The sequence below is a fragment of the Abyssibacter sp. genome, from assembly GCF_964229365.1.
GTDB lineage: Bacteria > Pseudomonadota > Gammaproteobacteria > Nevskiales > OUC007 > Abyssibacter.
On sequence record NZ_CAXRDQ010000071.1, the window covers coordinates 66,234 to 85,352 of the forward strand.

Annotated in this window: 17 protein-coding genes and 2 tRNA genes; 7 read left to right on the plus strand and 12 right to left on the minus strand. The window is 62.7% G+C overall.

Annotated elements, in window-relative coordinates:
- Positions 1-9 precede the first annotated feature (9 nt).
- Entirely contained in the window at positions 10-561 is a 552-nt protein-coding gene (locus ACE1EY_RS11880) for a Smr/MutS family protein (protein ID WP_370300251.1), read from the plus strand.
- Between the two features lie 18 nt (positions 562-579).
- Here ACE1EY_RS11880 and ACE1EY_RS11885 read toward each other — a convergent pair whose 3' ends face one another.
- The 11 genes from ACE1EY_RS11885 to dnaE all read right to left on the minus strand — a co-directional run bounded on the left by ACE1EY_RS11885 (position 580) and on the right by dnaE (position 13,402).
- Complete coding sequence (locus ACE1EY_RS11885) at positions 580-1,224, minus strand: TetR/AcrR family transcriptional regulator (RefSeq protein ID WP_291513498.1); 645 nt, start codon at positions 1,222-1,224, stop codon at positions 580-582.
- Between the two features lie 9 nt (positions 1,225-1,233).
- Positions 1,234-2,283 carry a tRNA pseudouridine(13) synthase TruD gene (truD, locus tag ACE1EY_RS11890; RefSeq protein WP_370300252.1) on the minus strand — a complete coding sequence of 350 codons (1,050 nt, stop codon included), beginning with the start codon at positions 2,281-2,283 and terminating at the stop codon, positions 1,234-1,236.
- On the minus strand, positions 2,280-2,753 hold the full coding sequence (gene ispF / locus ACE1EY_RS11895) for a 2-C-methyl-D-erythritol 2,4-cyclodiphosphate synthase (RefSeq protein ID WP_370300262.1): 474 nt from the start codon (positions 2,751-2,753) through the stop codon (positions 2,280-2,282). Before ispF ends, truD begins: the two co-directional genes overlap by 4 nt.
- Complete coding sequence (gene ispD / locus ACE1EY_RS11900) at positions 2,753-3,433, minus strand: 2-C-methyl-D-erythritol 4-phosphate cytidylyltransferase (protein WP_370300253.1); 681 nt, start codon at positions 3,431-3,433, stop codon at positions 2,753-2,755. The genes ispF and ispD overlap by 1 nt, the downstream gene beginning before the upstream one ends.
- Positions 3,433-3,708: a septum formation initiator family protein gene (locus tag ACE1EY_RS11905; protein WP_291513501.1), complete on the minus strand. Its 276-nt coding sequence runs from the start codon at positions 3,706-3,708 to the stop codon at positions 3,433-3,435. Before ACE1EY_RS11905 ends, ispD begins: the two co-directional genes overlap by 1 nt.
- Positions 3,709-3,717: 9 nt before the next feature.
- Positions 3,718-5,004 (minus strand): phosphopyruvate hydratase, encoded by a 1,287-nt coding sequence (gene eno, locus ACE1EY_RS11910; RefSeq protein WP_370300254.1) that lies wholly within the window; start codon positions 5,002-5,004, stop codon positions 3,718-3,720.
- Between the two features lie 57 nt (positions 5,005-5,061).
- Positions 5,062-5,895, minus strand: a complete 834-nt coding sequence (gene kdsA, locus ACE1EY_RS11915; protein ID WP_291513503.1) for a 3-deoxy-8-phosphooctulonate synthase — start codon at positions 5,893-5,895, stop codon at positions 5,062-5,064.
- Entirely contained in the window at positions 5,892-7,526 is a 1,635-nt protein-coding gene (locus ACE1EY_RS11920) for a CTP synthase (RefSeq protein ID WP_370300263.1), read from the minus strand. The genes kdsA and ACE1EY_RS11920 overlap by 4 nt, the downstream gene beginning before the upstream one ends.
- A gap of 79 nt (positions 7,527-7,605) precedes the next feature.
- On the minus strand, positions 7,606-8,892 hold the full coding sequence (gene tilS / locus ACE1EY_RS11925; protein ID WP_370300255.1) for a tRNA lysidine(34) synthetase TilS: 1,287 nt from the start codon (positions 8,890-8,892) through the stop codon (positions 7,606-7,608).
- A complete protein-coding gene (locus ACE1EY_RS11930) occupies positions 8,867-9,829 on the minus strand; it encodes an acetyl-CoA carboxylase carboxyltransferase subunit alpha (RefSeq protein ID WP_370300256.1) in 963 nt (320 codons plus the stop codon). The genes tilS and ACE1EY_RS11930 overlap by 26 nt, the downstream gene beginning before the upstream one ends.
- 75 nt (positions 9,830-9,904) lie before the next feature.
- A complete protein-coding gene (dnaE, locus tag ACE1EY_RS11935) occupies positions 9,905-13,402 on the minus strand; it encodes a DNA polymerase III subunit alpha (RefSeq protein WP_370300257.1) in 3,498 nt (1,165 codons plus the stop codon).
- Between the two features lie 177 nt (positions 13,403-13,579).
- Here dnaE and ACE1EY_RS11940 point away from each other — a divergent pair, with 177 nt between their 5' ends.
- From ACE1EY_RS11940 to ACE1EY_RS11955, 4 genes are all read left to right on the plus strand, one after another.
- Positions 13,580-14,380 carry a transporter substrate-binding domain-containing protein gene (locus ACE1EY_RS11940; RefSeq protein ID WP_291513508.1) on the plus strand — a complete coding sequence of 267 codons (801 nt, stop codon included), beginning with the start codon at positions 13,580-13,582 and terminating at the stop codon, positions 14,378-14,380.
- Complete coding sequence (locus ACE1EY_RS11945; protein WP_370300258.1) at positions 14,380-15,321, plus strand: amino acid ABC transporter permease; 942 nt, start codon at positions 14,380-14,382, stop codon at positions 15,319-15,321. The genes ACE1EY_RS11940 and ACE1EY_RS11945 overlap by 1 nt, the downstream gene beginning before the upstream one ends.
- Positions 15,318-16,055, plus strand: coding sequence for an amino acid ABC transporter ATP-binding protein (locus tag ACE1EY_RS11950; RefSeq protein ID WP_370300259.1), 738 nt, complete (start codon positions 15,318-15,320; stop codon positions 16,053-16,055). Before ACE1EY_RS11945 ends, ACE1EY_RS11950 begins: the two co-directional genes overlap by 4 nt.
- A 42-nt stretch (positions 16,056-16,097) precedes the next feature.
- Positions 16,098-16,174, plus strand: a tRNA-Arg gene (locus tag ACE1EY_RS11955).
- Positions 16,175-16,358: 184 nt separating this feature from the next.
- On the opposite strand, the gene ACE1EY_RS11960 is transcribed toward ACE1EY_RS11955, so the two are convergent.
- Positions 16,359-16,434 (minus strand) — tRNA-Asn (locus ACE1EY_RS11960).
- A 185-nt stretch (positions 16,435-16,619) separates the two neighbouring features.
- On the opposite strand from ACE1EY_RS11960, the gene ACE1EY_RS11965 reads away from it, so the two are divergent.
- Positions 16,620-17,903, plus strand: coding sequence for an OmpA family protein (locus ACE1EY_RS11965; RefSeq protein ID WP_370300260.1), 1,284 nt, complete (start codon positions 16,620-16,622; stop codon positions 17,901-17,903).
- Positions 17,904-18,008: 105 nt separating this feature from the next.
- Positions 18,009-19,119 (plus strand): hydrolase (locus tag ACE1EY_RS11970; RefSeq protein ID WP_370300261.1); only part of this gene is annotated, 1,111 nt, incomplete at its 3' end.

Sequence of the window (19,119 nt, forward strand, 5' to 3'; positions counted from 1 at the left end):
TATCGCACCATGAGTGCCAACCGGACACAGGATTCGGACGACGACGACCGCAGCCTGCTGGAATCGGCTTATGGCGGCGTCCAGCCCTTGCCGCAAACGGCGCGAGAGCGCCCGCATCGCGTCGCGCCCGACACCACGCCGCGCCAGACCGAGCTGGATCAGCAAGCGGTACTGCGCGAATCCTTGGAAGGCGACCCCGAAGCGCACGAGGAATCCGCCGAGGGCCTGAGCTACCGTGTTGCCGGACTATCGGACAGCGATTTTCGCAAGCTGCGCCGCGGCGCGTTCACATTGCAGGCCAGCATCGACCTGCATGGTCTGAACCGCGAGCAGGCGCGCGTGGCATTGCATGCATTTCTGGCCCATGCGCTGGATCGCGGATACCGCTGCGTGAAAATCATTCACGGCAAGGGGCTTCGATCAACGGCAGCGGGGCCGGTGATCAAACCCGCGGTCGCGCGCTGGTTGACGCGCCGCAAAGATGTGCTGGGTTACGCGTCCGCCAAGCCGCAGGAGGGTGGATCGGGAGCGACCGTGGTCCTGCTCAGAAAGACCCGGTAGCGCCGGGTCGACGAATGCTCAGCCGTCGCTTGGCCGCAGTTCCAGCCTAAGCTGCTCGATCAGCTGCCGGAAGCGTTCCGGTCCGGCGACGCGAGCAATCTGCAAGCCGCCCTGCAAGGCGCCCCCGAGTTGCACGGCCTTGGCTTCCGGCGGGCCTTCAAAGCGAAGCCGGCCGTCTGCTTCGCCCCGCTGCAACACGCTCACCAACCAGTGCAGGATTTGCTCCATGCATTGACGGGCTTCTTCACGCATCCCGTCCGGTATCGCCTGGAACTCGGCGCCCAGCATTCCGCTGAAGCAGATCTTGCGCCCGCCCTCATTGAGGTAGTCGAGATAAAACTCGAAATAGGCATTGAGCAGCGCCCAGGGATCGGACTCGCGCTCTTCCAGCACTTCGATCCATTCGGCCAGGCGAATGCGGAAGCGCGAGACCAACTCGATCCCGAGGTCTTCCTTGGCTGGAAAGTGATAATGGATCGCCGCGTTGCGAATCCCGAGCTGAACGGCGATGTGGTGGTACGAAAACGCGTTGTAGCCGCGCCTTTGCAACAGCTCCTCGGCCGTGTCGAGAATCGCCTCACGAGTATTACGACCAGCCCGCCGGTTCCGAGCAGTGGCTGCTTCAGTCGTCTCGCGAGCGACTTCTGCCGCTTTTGTGCTCATCTAAGCAGTCTACGAGCTTGAACTGGATTGGTGCAAATATTCGTCGGTGTCGATGCATTCTGCCACTACGGCAGTCGCGAAGCTGCCTGGGGGTAATCCGAATGAGAGCGTGAGAGAGCCGGTGTCATGCTGCAGGATGCACAGTCCGTCGGGGATGACACGTAGCGGTCGCCGCGCACCATCAACGCGCAGCGTGGCCAGCTTGTCGATCCACGCTCCGGCCTCGGACAATGCGTCGACTTCTCGAGCCTGCGCCTCGCCAACAGGGCCATCGGCAGCACGCCCAGGCAGCGGGCCGCTGGGGTGCACATCGCCCTCCCCGGCTCTTGCAGCCAGTTCATCATCAATCGCTTCTGCAACAAACCCGCTGTTACTGCGATTCAACATGCACCATTCGCCGTCGATCAGGCGGTTCCAGGTGCCGTCGCGGACCCGGGCATCCAAGACCCGATTGAACAACGCAGACCGGGCCGCCGACAGGATGATGCCTGCCGGCCGCTCACGGGATTCGAACTCGTCGAGGTTGCGCCCCTGCCGACCAAAGCGCTGGGGTCCGAACGCATTGGGCACGCCTTGTTCACCGATTTCGTCGATCCGGCGCTGCAGGAGCCCAGCGTCAACCGGCGTCACCAACTCAATCGCGATACGGAACCGATTGCTGGCATGTGCGCCCCGCCGCAGCTTTCGATCGTGGCGAACCAGCTGCAGGCACTCGGCATTGTCGAGCTGATCAGACCACGCCGCGCAATCCGGCAGCTCGCGTTTGATCGGCCACGGCAAGCTGAACCATTGCGATGTCACCGCGTATCGATCCTTCATGCCGCAGTAGCCGATGTTGCGGCTGCGCGCCCCCGCCAGCCGTGCGAGCTGGCGTGCGATCTGGTCGGTGGTCCGGTCCCGCTTGCGCAGCTGGACCATCAGATGCTCGCCTTCGCCCGCAGGCTCAAACGCGAGCTCTTCGTCGACCTGAAAATCTTCAGGCGTCCGCTTGAGATGACCGGTCGCCAACGCCGCGCCGTGGGCTTTGGCGACGCACCAGGGCGGGTCGAGTCCGATCAAAGCGGTTGTATCGTCGCGACGGCATGCGCCGCGATCCCTTCTTTGCGCCCGATCGGCCCGAGCCGTTCGGTGGTGGTTGCCTTGACGTTGACCTGGCCAAGCCCGATGCCAAGTCCGTCGGCGATGCGGGCACACATCGCCGGGACATGCGGAGCGATGCGGGGCGCCTGGGCCACGATGGTTCCATCGCACTGCACCGGTGCAAAGCCTGACGCCTGAAGACGCGCTCGGACAAGCTGGAGCATGCGGTGGCCGGCCAGACCAGCCCACTCATCGCTGGTATCGGGAAACAGGCCGCCGATGTCACCCAACGCCGCCGCACCGAGCAAGGCATCGGATAGGGCGTGAATCAGGACATCGCCGTCCGAGTGCGCGATCAAGCCCTGATCGTGTTCAATCCGCACGCCGCCCAGCCAAACATGATTGCCGACACCGAAACGGTGCACGTCGTATCCGTGGCCGACGCGAATCACAAACGCCCCTGGGCGCGCAGCGACGCTTCAGCGAGCGGCAGATCATCCAGGTAGGTGACCTTGAGATTGTCACCATGGCCCTCGACACATCGGGGTCGGAATCCCGCTGCTTCCATCGCCGATGACTCATCCGTGATCAGCGCCCGGTCGCCCTGCTCCAGCGCCTGACGCAGCGCTGCGACGGGAAACACCTGTGGAGTTTGTGCTTGCCACACATCGTCGCGGGCGAGCGTGGCGCCGACCCGGCCGTCGACCACCCGCTTCAAGGTGTCTTTCGCCGGCACCGCCAGCAGCGCGCCATCACGGCTGCGACGCGCTGCACGGATCAGTCGATCAAGATCATCAACACGCAAACAAGGCCGAGCCGCATCGTGCACCAGCACCAGATCGTCATCGGCCGCCTCGCGCAGAGCGCGTAGTCCGGCCAGTACCGAATCAGCCCGGCTCGCGCCGCCTGTGGTGGTTTTCAAGATGGGATGGCTGGCAACTTCCATATCATGAAACGATCGATCGTCCGGGCCGAGGACGACGACCAGCGTTTCAAGTTCGGGATAGTCCAGCAACGGCGTGAGCGCGTGCTCAATAACCGTGCGGCGACCGAGCGGAAGATACTGCTTGGGTTGGCCGGCATCCATGCGGGCGCCCCGGCCGGCAGCCGGGACCACAGCCCACAACACTATCTCGAAACCAGCAGGTAAAACGTCTCGCCTTGCCGCACCATGCCGAGATCCGTGCGGGCCCGGCCCTCCATCGCTGCAACCCCGGACTTCAGATCGTCGACCTCAGCCTGCAACGCGGCGTTACGCGCACGCAGATGAGCGTTCTGTTCGGACATCGCTGCTATCTCGGCTTGCTGGCCACGTACGTCCGGAATGCTGCCGTCAGCAAACCACAGGCGGTACTGAAAGTACCCCAGAATGAGGAGTCCGGAGATGAGCGCCGCCTTGACCATGGCGGAACTTTAACCATTTTTGTACAAAAATGCGCTCATGCCCGGATAGGTGGCACGTGAACCCAATTCTTCCTCGATGCGAAGCAGCTGGTTGTACTTCGCCATACGGTCGGATCGGGACAGCGAGCCGGTCTTGATCTGGGTGGCGGTCGTGGCCACCGACAGGTCCGCGATCGTCGCGTCTTCGGTCTCGCCGGAGCGATGCGACACGACAGAGGCGTAACCCGCAGCCGTGGCCATGTCGATGGCCTGCAGCGTCTCGGTCAGCGTGCCGATCTGGTTGACCTTGATCAGAATCGCATTGGCGATACTGCGATCAATCCCCTCCTGCAAATTCTTGGGAGTGGTCACGCACAAGTCGTCGCCCACCAACTGGACGCGCTTGCCGAGTGTTTTCGTCAGTGCGTCCCAGCCGTCCCAATCGTCTTCGGCCATGCCGTCTTCGATCGTGACGATGGGATAACGCGAGACCAGATCATCCAGGTAACCGGCGAACTCATCGGACGAAAATTTCCGGCCCTCGCCCGACAGGTTGTAGACGCCATCGGCATAAAACTCGCTCGACGCCACGTCGAGGCCGAGCAGAATGTCGGTGCCCAGCGAATAACCTGCCTTGTCCACAGCTTCAGCCAGGGCCTCCAACGCCGCCTCGTTCGAAGGCAGATTCGGTGCGAAACCGCCTTCGTCGCCGACCGCGGTGTTCATGCCGCGGCTGGACAGCACTTTCTTGAGCGCGTGGAAGATTTCGCAGCCGTAACGAATCGCTTCGGCAATCGAGCTGGCGCCCACCGGCATCAGCATGAATTCCTGAATGTCGACGTTGTTGTCGGCGTGCTCACCGCCATTGATGACATTCATCATCGGAACCGGCATGCCGGTTGCCGAATCACCACCGATGTACCGATAAAGCGGCTCGCCCTTTTCCTTCGCACCGGCATGTGCTGCCGCCATCGACACCGCGAGCAGCGCGTTGGCGCCCAGGCGCGACTTGTTCTCGGTGCCGTCGGCTTCGATCATCGCCTGGTCGAGGCCGGCCTGATCGAAGACATCCTTACCCACCAACAGCTTGGAGATTTCGCCGTTGACGTGACCAACCGCCTGGGTCACGCCCTTGCCGAGATAGCGCGACGGGTCGCCGTCGCGAAGCTCCACCGCTTCGCGAGCGCCAGTGGAGGCACCGGAAGGCACCATCGCGCGCCCGATGACACCGGAGGCCAGATGCACATCGGCCTCGACAGTGGGATTCCCGCGGGAGTCAATCACCTGGCGACCTACAATCTTCTTGATTTCAGTCATTTGATCCGTCTACTTCGTGTGAATTCTTATGTCGCGCATGGCTGCGCAGGCCAGTTGCTAGAGCTGATCTTCTGCATAAGGCCGCGACTTCACCACACGGTCCAGCGCGATCAGCGATTCCAGCAAATCCCTGGCTTGGTGCAATGGCCATGAATTGGGTCCATCGCAGAGCGCCTCGTCCGGCTTGGGATGGGTTTCCATGAACAAACCGGCAACACCGGCGCCCACGGCCGCGCGCGCCAGCACCGGAATGAACTCGCGCTGGCCGCCCGAGGCGGACCCCTGCCCGCCTGGCAGCTGCACGGAATGCGTGCAGTCGAACACCACCGGGCAACCCGTCTCGCGCATCGCCGCGAGGCCGCGCATATCGGAGACAAGGTTGTTGTAACCGAACGAGAAACCACGCTCACAAAGCATGATTTGCTCGTTGCCGGTGGTCTTGGTCTTGGCCACGACGTTGCCCATCTCCCAGGGCGACATGAACTGACCCTTCTTGAGATTGACCGGCTTGCCGGCCGCGGCCACGCGTTGGATAAAGTTGGTCTGGCGACAGAGAAAGGCCGGCGTCTGGATCACATCGACGACCGCAGCCACCTCTTCGATGGGCGTGTCCTCGTGTACGTCGGTGACCACCGGCACGCCAATCTGCGCCTGGACTTCACTGAGAATCCGTAGCCCCTCTTCAACGCCGGGTCCGCGGTAACTTGTATGCGACGACCGGTTGGCCTTGTCGAACGAGCCCTTGAAGACGTAGAGAAAACCCAGTTCCTCGGAGAGCTCCTTCAGGTGCCCGGCCACGTCCAGGCACATGCCTTCGGCCTCCAGTGTATCGGGGCCTGCGAGCAGGAACAGCGGTTGGTCGGGGCCAACCTCAACGTTGCAAAGCTTCATGCGGCCGCCTGCATTCGCTGCGCGCGCGCAGCTTCGATGAACCCAATGAACAGCGGGTGCCCATCACGCGGTGTGGAACAGAACTCCGGATGGAACTGACAGGCCAGGAACCACGGATGATCCGGCAGTTCCACGATCTCCACCAGATCGTCGAAATCGGCGACGGCAGAGACGCATAGGCCCGCAGCCTCGATGGCGTCGCGATAACGGTTGTTGAACTCGTAGCGATGCCGATGACGCTCGGCGATGGTGTCGCTCTGGTATAGACGATGGGCGAGCGTACCGGACCGGACGCTGGCGCTCTGTGCACCGAGGCGCATCGTTCCGCCCATGTCGGAATCCTCTGACCGTTGCTCGATCGTGCTGCCGTCCTTGTGCCACTCGGTCACCAGGGCGATCACCGGGTGTTCGGTCGTGCGGTGGAACTCGGTGCTGTTCGCACCGTCCAGGCCCACGACATGACGCGCATACTCGATCACCGCGACCTGCATGCCGAGGCAGATACCGAGATACGGCACCTGGTTCTCGCGGGCGTAACGCACCGCCGCGATCTTGCCTTCCGTGCCGCGTTCTCCGAAGCCACCGGGCACCAGGATTGCGTCGAAATCCTTCAGCAAGTGAACGCCTTCGGTTTCCAGGCGCTCGGAGTCGACATAGTGAATCCGCACCCGTGTCCGCGTATGCAGCCCCGCGTGATCCAGGGATTCATTCAGTGATTTGTAGGCATCTGCCAGATCGACATACTTGCCGACCATGGCGACCTGAACCTCCAGATCCTGTTCGTCCTTCATGCGGACGACACGTTCCCATTCGGACAGGTCCGCGGGCTTCACATCCAGCGCAAAACGCCGAACAACCAGCTCATCCAGCCCCTGCTCATGCAGGCCGAATGGGATCTTCATGATGTTGTCCACGTCGATCGCCGCGATCACCGCACGCTCGTGGACGTTGGTGAACAACGCAATCTTGCGGCGCTCGGTTTCCGGCAACGGGCGATCGCAACGGCAGATCAGCACGTCGGGCTGAATCCCGATCGACCGCAACTCCTTGACCGAATGCTGTGTTGGCTTGGTCTTTACCTCACCGCTGGACGCGATGTAGGGCACCAGCGTGAGGTGCATGAAGCAGGCGCGATGCGGGCCCAGTTCAACACCGAGCTGACGAATCGCTTCCAGAAACGGCAGGGACTCGATATCACCCACCGTGCCGCCGATTTCGACCATGCAGATATCGGCGCCTTGCGCGCCTTGCCGCACGAGGTTCTTGATCTCATCGGTAATGTGGGGAATGACCTGAACCGTGCCGCCGAGGAAATCGCCTCGACGCTCCTTGCGGATCACGTTGTTGTAGATCTGGCCGGTGGTGAAATTCGACAGCCGCGAGGTCTTGCTATGCGTAAAGCGCTCGTAGTGCCCGAGATCGAGGTCGGTTTCGGCCCCGTCGTCGGTGACATAGACCTCGCCATGCTGAAACGGGCTCATGGTGCCGGCATCGACGTTCAGGTACGGATCAAGTTTGATCATCCGTACGGACAGGCCGCGCGACTCGAGAATCGACGCGAGTGATGCTGCCGCCATGCCCTTGCCGAGTGAAGACACCACCCCACCCGTCACAAAGACAAAGCAGGTCATCGGCTCCTTGGACATGGGGAATTCGCTGGATCAGGGAAGCGCGGATGTTAGCCGAATGAGCGGGCGGCGGACAATCGGCTCAAACGCGAGGAACGCCCACAAGTTGATGATTCCATTGAAGGTTACTCGGTGCAATCTGCTCATCAATACAGGTCGCTCCGATGCTGCAAATCCACTCGTCGCGCAAGACGACCGGCAGACGGAGCCGCAGCCAGGGCGGAATTCCCTGCTCCTGACACCATTTGGCCAGGCGCTTGCCCGGCCGACCGGGCTGACGAATCACATCCGTCGGTTGAGCCAATCGCACGGTCCACGAACCCGATGCACCGGACACCAGCTCCCCGGAACCCGACGGCAACTGCAGGGCTGGTTCGCCGCTCCATTGCGTCGTCCAGTCACTGGCGACCTCGGGCAGCCGGTGCTGAATGAACAAGCGGTCGCGATACCGACGAACCTCGGCGCGACCCCACTGCACGCAGTGCTCGGCATCATTGCGGCCCGACTGGATCACACGCAGCACCTGTCCGAGCACGGCCTGACCGGGCAATGGCAGGCCCGCTCGTCGCATGGCCATTCGCAGCACGCGTGCGGTCACCGCCGGCTCCAACTGCGATAGCGCAGAGACGGACAATCCGCCTTCGTGTGTCAGTGAATCCAGCAGGGGGCCGTCGTCCTCACGAATCTGCGTCGTGACCTCCGCGATCCGCCGCGTGGCGTCTGCGGCCTTGTCCGAAAAACCCGGCCACCGTTCACGCAGCAGAGGGATGACGCGATGCCGGAGAAAATTGCGGTCCAGCGATTCGTCGCGGTTGCTGGGATCATCGATCCAGCTCAAGCGCATCGCATGCGCTTCGGCTTCCAGCCTCGCCCGGCTCAGGCCCAGTAAAGGCCGGTAGAGCCAGCCGGCGCCGAGGTCACGCTGCCTGGGCATGGCTGACAAGCCGTCCGGCCCGGATCCGCGCGCCAGATTCAGTAACAAGGTTTCGGCCTGATCGTCTTGGTGGTGCGCGAACAACACGGTCTCCGCCGGTTGCATCACCTCGCGAATGGCCGCAAAACGAGCGGTGCGGGCCGCCGCCTCCAAGCCGCTTCCGCCATTAAGGTCGACCTGTACGCGGCGGACCGTGAGCGGCACTGCCAGCGAATCAGCGATCCGGGCGCAGTGGGCCGCCCAGTCGTCGGCGGCGGCATTCAGCCCGTGGTGGACGTGCAGCGCGCGCAGGCTAATCGCCGCATCGGTCGCCGCAAACTGCGCCGCCCAATGCAACAACACCGTGGAATCCAGGCCGCCGGAAAACGCGACCAGCCAGCGACGGCTCGGCGCCTCGGCGAAGCTCGCCTCAGGCGGAATCCCGGAACTGTCCATAGCCCATCAAACGCGCATAACGCGCCTCGATCAGCTCATGAATCGGCTTCTGACCGAGCAGGCTCAGCACAGTCCGGAGGTGATCGCGCACCACGCCCATTAGGGCCTCGGTATCGCGGTGTGCCCCGCCCAGAGGCTCGCGCACCACCGCGTCGATCAGCTTCAACTCCAGCAGGCGCTCGGCGGTCACGCCCATCGCATCCGCCGCGTCCTTGGCGCGCTCGGCGCTCTTCCACAGGATGGACGCGCAGCCCTCGGGGCTAATCACCGAATAAATGCTGTGCTGGAGCATGGCGAGATGGTCGCCAACGCCGATGGCCAACGCACCACCGGAGCCTCCTTCGCCAATCACGAGGGATACCACAGGCACCCGCAGTCGCGACAGTACAAACAGATTCCGGGCGATGGCCTCGCTCTGATTCCGCTCTTCCGCACCGATGCCGGGATAGGCGCCGGGCGTGTCGATCAACGTGATCACCGGTAGTTTGAATCGCTCGGCCGTCTGCAGTAGACGCAATGCCTTGCGATAACCCTCGGGCCGGGGCATCCCAAAATTGCGATGCAGTTTTTCCTTGGTATCTCGGCCTTTTTGGTGGCCGATCAACATCACCGGACGGTCTTCAAACCGCGCAATGCCGGCCACAATGGCCGGATCATCCGAGAAACTGCGATCTCCGTGCAGCTCTTCGAAGTCGGTGAACAAGGCCTCGACGTAATCGAGCGTATAGGGCCGCTGCGGATGCCGGGCCAATTGGGCGACCTGCCAAGCCGTCAGATTGGAAAAGATCTGCTTGGTCAGCGTCTGGCTTTTGGACTCGAGCCGGCCGATCTCTTCCGTGAGATTAACCGTCGAGCCATCGGCGACATTGCGTAGCTCTTCGATTTTCTCGGCAAGCTCCGCAATGGGTTGTTCGAAATCCAGGTATTTGAGATTCATGCGCCCGTGTACCGCGGGATCAGTGTTGTTTAGGACAGTGCCTGGCAGTGTTGACCGCCGTACACAGATTCCCCCCTATCCGTCCGCGCCGACTCCCTGGGCTGACGGTGTAAGCGCTTGACGATACCGGACCTGGACGCCGTTTTCACCGCATAGTTCTGTCAGCTGACGGACGAGTTGTTCTGAGACCGCAACCTGCCAGTCCGGGCCGAAGCTCAGCTCTGCCTGCGCGCGACCATTGAGATAGTCGACGCGGATGCGCGCGCCCTCCTCCACGCGGTTCGCCGCCAGACAAGCTTCCAGCTGATCGAATTGCTCCTGTGGACTGGTTTTCCAGGTGAGCCGTAGCCCTCGGCCGAAACGGCTCATCGCCTCGTCAAGGTCCATCAGCTCCTTGGGATTCATCCGGAAATCCTCGCTGTAGCTGTCGAAGCTGAGGTTGCCAACAGCGATGAGCAGCCGATCCTCATGCAGCAGATGCCGAAACTGTTCCGCCTTTTCCGAGAACAGCGTGCATTCCAGCTGCCCGGTGCCGTCATCCAGGCGCACGATGGCGCGTCCTGCCCGCTGAATCACATCCACGACCAGCCCGGCGATGCGTAGCTGCTCGCCGCCACGGCGCCTGGCCTGCGGGTCGGCACGCTCCTTCGCCTGGGCGATGGTGCCGTTGATGAGGCCGCTCAACAGGGTGCGGTACCCCTCGATGGGATGCCCGGTGAGGTACAGGCCCAGGGTCTCCTTTTCGCCCTGGAGGCGCTCGCCGTCGTCCCAGTCGCGCAGTTCCGGCATGTCGATGGCCGGCACATGACTGGCGGTATTTCCGCCGCCACCGAACAAATCGTTCTGCCCCGCCGCCCGTGCCGTGTGGTGCTGATCGGCTGCGGCCAGCGCATTCGGCAGCGCGGCCAGCAGACTGGGCCTGTTAACGCCCAGGGCATCCAGCGCGCCCGCCCGAACCAGCGCCTCCAATGTCCGTCGGTTCGCCCGCTTGACATCGATGCGCACGCAGAAATCAACCAGATCGGAGAACCGCCCACCGACTTGGCGGGCTTCGAGAATGCCTTCGATGGCGCCCTGGCCGACGCCCTTCACCGCGCCAAGCCCGTAGCGGATTGACTCACCGTCTGCGCTGGCGGTGAACTCGTAGGCGGATGCGTTCACATCCGGCGGCACGACCTCCAGCTCCAGCCGGCGGCATTCCTCGATCAGCGGGACCACCTTTTCGGTGTGATCCATGTCGGCCGTGAGCACGGCGCACATGAAGGCGGCCGGGTAATGCGCTTTCAGATAGGCCGTTTGATAGGCGAGCAGCGCGTAGGCCACCGAGTGCGACTTGTTGAAGCCGTACTTCGCGAATTCGGCGATGAGATCAAAGATGCGGCCCGCCAGATCCTCATCGACGCCACGCTCGACGGCGCCGGCAACGAAGATCGGCCGGTGATCGGCCATCTTCTTCATGTCCTTCTTGCCCATGGCGCGGCGGAGCTGGTCGGCAGCCCCGAGGCTATAGCCCGCCAGTTCGCGGGCCACGGCCATGACCTGCTCCTGATAGACAATGACGCCGTAGGTGTCCTTGAGCGCGTTTTCCATCAGCGGGTGCATGTAACGCACCTGCGCCGGATCGTTCTTGCGCGCGACATAGTCGGCGGCCATGCCGGTTTCCAGCGGCCCCGGCCGGAACAGCGCCACCAGGGCGACGATGTCTTCGAAACGGTCGGGCTTGAGCTCCTTCATCAGGCGCCGCATGCCGGTGGATTCCAGCTGGAACACGGCCGCCGTGTCCGCGGCGCGCAGCAATTCGAAGGTCTTGCCGTCGTCCAGCGGCAGGGTATCCAGGTCGATGGGCGTATCCATCGTCGCCAGTACCTTCACCGCGCGATCCAGAATCGTCAGCGTGCGCAGGCCAAGGAAGTCGAACTTGACCAGCCCCGCGGCTTCCACATCCTTCCAGTCGAACTGGGTCACCGCGCCGCCACCACCCGGCTCCATGAACAGCGGGGTGAAGTCGTCAATCCGGCTGGGCGCGATCACCACACCCCCGGCGTGCTTGCCGACATTGCGCGCCAGCCCTTCCAGCCGTAGGGCGGTGTCGAGCAGGTAGCGGACCTCGTCCTCATCATCACGCCGCTTCTTGAGCTCTTCGGATTCGTCGAGCGCCTTGGTCAGCGTCATGTCGACTGCCGCCGGAATGAGCTTGGCGATGCCGTCGACAAAGCCGTAGGGATGCCCGAGCACCCGGCCGACATCGCGCACCACGGCTTTGGCCGCCATGCGACCGAAGGTGATGATCTGCGAGACCTTCTCGCGCCCATAGCGCTCGGCAACGTAGTCAATGACCCGGTCGCGGCCTTCCATGCAGAAATCGATATCGAAATCCGGCATGGACACGCGTTCGGGGTTCAGGAATCGCTCGAACAACAGGTTGTAAGGGATTGGATCAACGTTGGTAATGTCCAGCACGTAGGCGACCAGCGATCCGGCGCCGGAGCCGCGCCCTGGCCCCACCGGCACGTCGTTGCGCTTCGCCCAGCGAATGAAGTCCGCAACGATCAGGAAGTAGCCCGGAAAGCCCATCGAGATGATCACGTCGAGTTCGTGATCGAGCCGGGCCTGGTAAACGGCGTGGTCCGGCTGGCCGCCATCGGCCTCGATCGCCGCGAGGCGCCGGGCCAGGCCGTCGCTGGCCTCCTTGCGCAGGAACGACTCCACGTTGTGCTCTTCAGGCACTGGAAAGTCAGGCAGATAGGACTTACCGAGCGACAACGTCACGTTGCAGCGGCGGGCGATTTCCACCGCGTTGTCGCAGGCCTCGGGCAGATCCGCGAACAGGTCACGCATGTCCTCGGCCGACTTGAGCCATTGCTCGCCGGTGACATCCTTGACCCGGCGCGGATCGTTGATCACCCGCCCCTGGCGAATGCAAAGGCGCACCTCGTGGGTATGAAAATCGTCGGCATCGTGAAACCGCACTGCATTGCCGGCCACAATGCCGAGGTCCAGCATCCCCGCCAGATCAACCAGATTGTCGTTAATCGCAGTCTCGTCCGGCGCCTGGATGCGCTCCAACTCCAGAAACAGCCGGTCGCCGAACACCTCGCGCAGCCCGCGTGCGGCCTGCAGCGCCAGCTCGCCATGACCCGCGGCAATTTCGCGGCTGATCAGGCCACGATGCCCGCCGGACAGCGCGATCAGCCCGTCGGCATGATCCGCCAGCCACTCCGGACGGATAACCGGCGAACCGCGGTCCTGGCCCTGCACGTAGCCGCGCGAGACCAGTTGCATCAGGTTGCGGTAGCCCTGGTTGTTCGCACACAGCAGCCGCAATGCGTTATCGGTATCGGAGACCGGATCATGCACCACCAGATCGCAGCCGAGGATCGGCTTGACGCCGACCGATTCCGCCGCTGAGACAAACTTCACTGCGGCGAACAGGTTCATGTGGTCCGTCATCGCCACGGCGGGCATGCCGCGCTCGGCAGCCGCCTTCACCAGCGGCTTGACACGGACGACACTGTCCACGAGCGAGTACTCGGTGTGGACGCTTAGATGAACAAAACCTGAGGAGTCAGACACGGGGGACCAGCGTGTGTCGGCGATCGATCCCGCCATCATAGCCACTCGTGGTGGCCCGCCAAGTCGATCGGCCATAAGCCCCGCCACGGCGATGTCCGGCCACCTGGCACGCGCCGTGTTTGCGCAAATCGGACGGGGCGGCCACCATCTAGCCGTCCATTTTCCTGACGATCTTTCATGCGCCGACTACTGCTCGCCCTCGGCTTGCTGCTGCTTGTCCCGGTTTCCCATGCCAATGCCGTGTGGGACGACTCCACACTCAACGCCATTCTGAAACGCGGAGAACTGCGGGTCGGGCTGGAAACCGGCTACATGCCGTTCGAAATGCGGACCAAGTCTGGTGATGTCATCGGCTTTGACGTCGACATCGCCAAGCAGATGGCCCGAGCCATGGGCGTGGAGCTGACCATCGTCAACACCGCCTGGGACGGGATCATCCCCGCCCTGCTGACCAACAAGTTCGACATTCTGATGTCCGGCATGACCATCACGCCCGAACGCAACTTGCAGGTGAACTTTACCGACCCCTACCTGGTGATCGGCCAATCGGTGCTGATCCGCTCGGCGCTGGAGGGCACGATCAAGTCATACCGCGACCTGAATAGCGATGACTACACCATCGTCACCAAGCTCGGCACCACTGGTGAGATCGCGGCCCGACGCTACCTGTCACGGGCGAAGATCCTCACCTTCGAGTCCGAATCCGAAGCGGCGCTGGAGGTTCGCAACAACCGCGCAGACGCCTTTGTATACGATTTCCCCTACAACGCGATCTTTGTCGGCCAGAACCCCGACGGCATCGCGCATCTGGACGAGCCGTTCACCTACGAACCGCTGGGCTGGGCCGTACGTAAGGGCGATCCGGACTTCATCAACTGGCTCAACAACTTCCTGAACCAGATCCGAGGGGATGGCACCTACGACGCGCTCTACAAACGATGGTTCGAGTCCACTCGCTGGATGAAAGACGTCAACTGATGAAGTCACGCTGGTTCTGGCACGGGGTCTACGGATTCATCCTCCTCGCCCTGGCCGTATCGATCTACGCGGCCAGCCGCACGGTGGATTACACCTGGCGCTGGGATCGTGTACCGGACTACATCGTCGCCCATGAAGATGCCGACCTGCGCACGACGCTAACCGGCATCGTCGAGATCACTGATGGGCGAGTGCAGATCATCGGCACGCAGGACGCGGCTGCCTCCGAATCCTTCGCCGACCTGGACGAAATCCTCGTCGAGGACGGCGACTACGTGTTCGACGGGGATGTCATCGGTAGCCGCAGTGGTTGGCGGATCGGGCCGCTGGCCTGGGGCCTGGTGGTTACCCTGCAACTATCGATCCTCGCCTTGCTGTTCTCGGTACCGATCGGCCTGCTGGCCGGGCTTGGGCGCGTGTCCACCAACCCGGCCGCGAGAAATCTCGCAGCCACCTATGTCGAGATCATCCGTGGCACGCCGCTGCTGGTGCAGATCTTCATCTTCTACTTCTTTGTCGGCACGGTACTCAGTCTGTCGCGCATGACCGCCGGCGTTGCCGCGCTGGCCGTGTTCACCGGCGCCTACATCGCCGAGATCGTCCGTGCCGGCATCGAGTCCATCCCCAAAGGTCAGATGGAGGCCGCACGCAGCCTGGGCATGAGCTATGGCCAGGCCATGCGCCACGTCATCCTGCCGCAGGCCATGCGCCGCACCCTGCCCCCCATGGCCGGCCAGCTGATCAACCTCATCAAGGATTCCTCACTGGTCTCGGTGATTGCGATCACCGATCTGACCAAGGCGGGTCGCGAGGTCGTGAACTCCACGTTCAGCCCCTTTGAAATCTGGTTCACGGTTGCTGGAATGTACCTGGTGCTCACCGCCAGCCTGTCGCTGGTCATCCGGCGCTTCGAATTGCGGCTTGCGAGGGCTGACGGATGAGCGCCAGCGTAGAAATATGCAATGTTTCCAAGCTGTTTGGGAATGGTGTTCGCGCGCTTGATAAGGTTTCGCTAACCGTTGCTGCAGGCGAAGTCGTCTGCATCGTCGGCCCCAGTGGCTCGGGCAAATCAACCTTGCTGCGCACCGTCAATCGGCTGGAAACGGTCACCGACGGCGATGTCCTGATCGACGGAGAATCCGTCCATACCGCCAGCAAGCAGCTCAATGCGTTGCGGCAGAAAGCCGGCATGGTGTTTCAGCAGTTCAATCTGTTCCCGCACTTGAGCGTGATCGACAACATCACCCTCGCCCCTCTGAAGGTCTGCGCGGAACCGGTCGAAACGGTGCGCCAGCGAGCGCAGCAACTGCTGGACCGCGTTGGGCTGGGCGATCGTGGCGATAGCTACCCGGCGCAGCTTTCCGGCGGACAGCAGCAGCGGGTGGCCATCGCGCGCGCACTCGCCATGCAACCCGAAGTGATGCTGTTCGACGAACCCACCTCCGCGCTCGATCCCGAAATGGTCGGCGGCGTGCTGGACGTGATGAAAGCGCTCGCCAGCGACGGCATGACCATGCTCGTCGTGACCCATGAAATGGGGTTTGCGCGCGCCGTGGCAGACCGCGTTGTCTTCATGGAGTCCGGCCGCATCGAGCAAATCGCCCAGCCGGAGGCGTTCTTCGAACCGGCAAACGGCTCGCGGCTCGACACCTTCCTGGGCCAGGTCCTGCGATAAACCGACAGCTTGCCTACAATAGCGCCCCACCAAGCAGACACTGTCCCGGTAGCTCAGTTGGATAGAGCAAGCGCCTCCTAAGCGCTAGGTCGCAGGTTCGACTCCTGCTCGGGACGCCACTTCTTCAAGCTGTCCCGCCCCCCGACCATCAGCGTCAAGGCTTACCGCGGCAAGCAACCGTCGGCGCTGCCAAGCTGGCCCGAACCCAATTCGGCGAGGTCCGGCGCCTGGCCGATGACCGAATGCCGACCCACCAGAAACGAAAAAGCCCCGCAAGAAGCGAGGCTAAATCGTTGTTTTATATGGCTCCCCCGGACGGGCTCGAACCGCCGACCTAGTGATTAACAGTCACCCGCTCTACCAACTGAGCTACAGGGGAATATCGCATTTGCGAGGGCGCGCATTGTACTGAGGCGGCCCAGCTGTGGCAACGCCTGAAATCGCCTGCACCGCGATGCCGAGGTGAACTTTCTGTCAACTGGTGAATTCGGTATCCTCGCGCGGTTGGCACGGCTTGTGATTGCAGCGTGCCGGTCACGAATACGTATTCAGGGGAACTAATCGATGAAATGCTTCAAGGCGCTGTTGGCGCTAGCGGTTCTGGGCACGGCGTCAGCCGCAGTCGCGCAGAATTCCGATGGTCGTCCGTACATCTACGCCGGTGGGATCATGGTGCTGCCGGATGATCGCACCGAAGAAAGCGACGAAAGCTTTGGTGGAATGTTCGGCTACGGGATCCCGTTGATTAACACCGACCTCCCCTACCTGGGCAACAAGCTCGATCTCGAATTTTCGGGCTTCTACAACTCGCTGAAGACCGAGACGGTGGATGACCGCGACTTCCAGAAGGCGTTGATGGTCGATGTTATCTACCGCTTTAGTCGGGAGAACATGATCGATTTGTTCGGCGTCACCCCGTATGTGCTGGCCGGTATCGGCGCGGTTCAGGAAGACATTGAAGACGACAGCGAAGGTTTTTTCGCTGCTGAAATCGGTGCTGGTGTACGTCATTTCCTCAACGACCACGGCGCTGCGGTACGCGGCGACGTGCGCTTGCTGGAAGTCTTTGACGACAGCTATCTGGACGTTCGCTTCAATCTTGGCCTTGAAGTTCCGCTGAGTTCCAAGGGTGCCGGGGATGCTGACCGTGATGGCGTGAACGACACGCTGGATCGCTGCCCGAACACGCCGGCTGGCGTGGCGGTAACGCTGGAGGGCTGCGAGGCCGATGACGACTTTGACGGCGTGGTGAACTCCATCGATCAATGCCCGCGCACCCCGAACGGTGTGCCTGTGGACGCCACCGGCTGCAGTGCGGACTCCGATCTGGACGGTGTTCTCGATGCGTATGACGAGTGCCCGGACAGCGAAGAAGGCGCACAGGTCAACGCACGAGGCTGTGCCGGTGCCGATGATGCCGACGAAGATGGCGTGTCGGATTCGGTTGACCGTTGCCCCGGCACCGGTGCCGGGATCGTGGTCGATTCCGAAGGCTGCGCGATCAAGCAGACCTTCTCGCTGGAAGGCGTGAAGTTCGACTTCAACGCGGCCACGCTGACGCCGAATGCTGAGATCGTGCTGCAGGATGTGATCGACACGCTGGCTGGTCAGCCGTCGATGACGGTCCAGGTTGCCGGTCACACCGACAGCAAGGGCCTGGCTGCCTATAACGTGCGCCTCTCAGAGGAGCGCGCGGTGTCGGTCAAGGAGTTCCTGGTCGAGAACGGCATTGATGCGGGTCGCCTGACGGCCATCGGCTATGGCGAATCGCAGCCGATCGCCGACAACGGCACCGAGGATGGCCGCGAAGCCAACCGTCGCGTCGAGTTCAGCGTGACCTCCAAGTAACGCGAGGCACGAAGTCACCAGAAGCCCGGCCTCGTGCCGGGCTTTTTTGTGCCTGCGACCCGCGACGGCCCGTCCTGAACGACGGTTTCCGGATAGACTTCCTGCATGCAAAACGTCCGAACCGAACACCGTAAGGCCCTCGACTCCCTCGCCGGCCAGACGGATGACATGCTCGCGAAAACCCGTCAGCTTGCCGGCATCAATAGCGGCAGCTTCAACGCCCAAGGCGTCGCTCAGGTCGCCGAGCAACTGGCCGCCTGGTTTCGTCCGCTGGCCGACACGGTCGAAACCGTGGCCACGCCGCCGCTGCGCCAACTGGCAGACGACGGCACGTTTGTCGACCGCCCGATGGGACCGACATTGGTGATGCGGAAACGGTCCGGCGCATCGCGGCGAGTGCTGCTGGCCGGCCATCTCGACACGGTTTTCCCGCAGTCTTCGACCTTTCAGGCAGTGGACCAGCGATCAGATCGCCTGCACGGACCCGGCGTGGCAGACCTCAAAGGCGGCTTGGTGGTGATGCGACAGGCCTTGATGGCGCTGGAGCAGCTGCCGGACGCCCAATCGATGGGCTGGACCGTCGTGCTCAACCCGGACGAGGAGATCGGATCGATCGGCTCTTCCCCGCTGCTGGAACACGAGGCGCGACAGCACGACATCGGCATGATCTACGAGCCCTCCCTGCCGAATGGCAATCTGGTCGCAGGCCGCAAGGGTAGCGGTAACTTTCAGGCGCTGGTCCGGGGGCGGGCCGCGCATGCAGGCCGTGAACACCACCTCGGCCGTAACGCGATTCGCGCTTTGGCCGACGCGACTGTCGCCATCGATTCACTGAACGGCCAACGTCAGGGAGTGACCGTCAATGTCGGTCAGATCACGGGTGGCGGGCCGGTCAACATCGTGCCCGATCTGGCGATTCTGCGCTTGAACGTGCGGCTTCAGCAGCCGAGCGATCAAGCCTGGGTTAGCGACGAGCTCCAGAAAATCATTAGAGAAATCAACACGCGCGATGGTATCGAGACCAGCTTGCATGGCGGATTTACTCGCCCGCCGAAGTTAAGGACCGCCGCTCTGGAATCGCTGATCGGCAGCATCAGCGAGTGCCGTGACCTGCTCGGCATGGACTTCGCTTGGGAAGACACCGGCGGCTGCTGCGACGGTAACAACCTGGCCGCCGCGGGGCTCCCCAACATCGACAATCTGGGCGTGGTCGGTG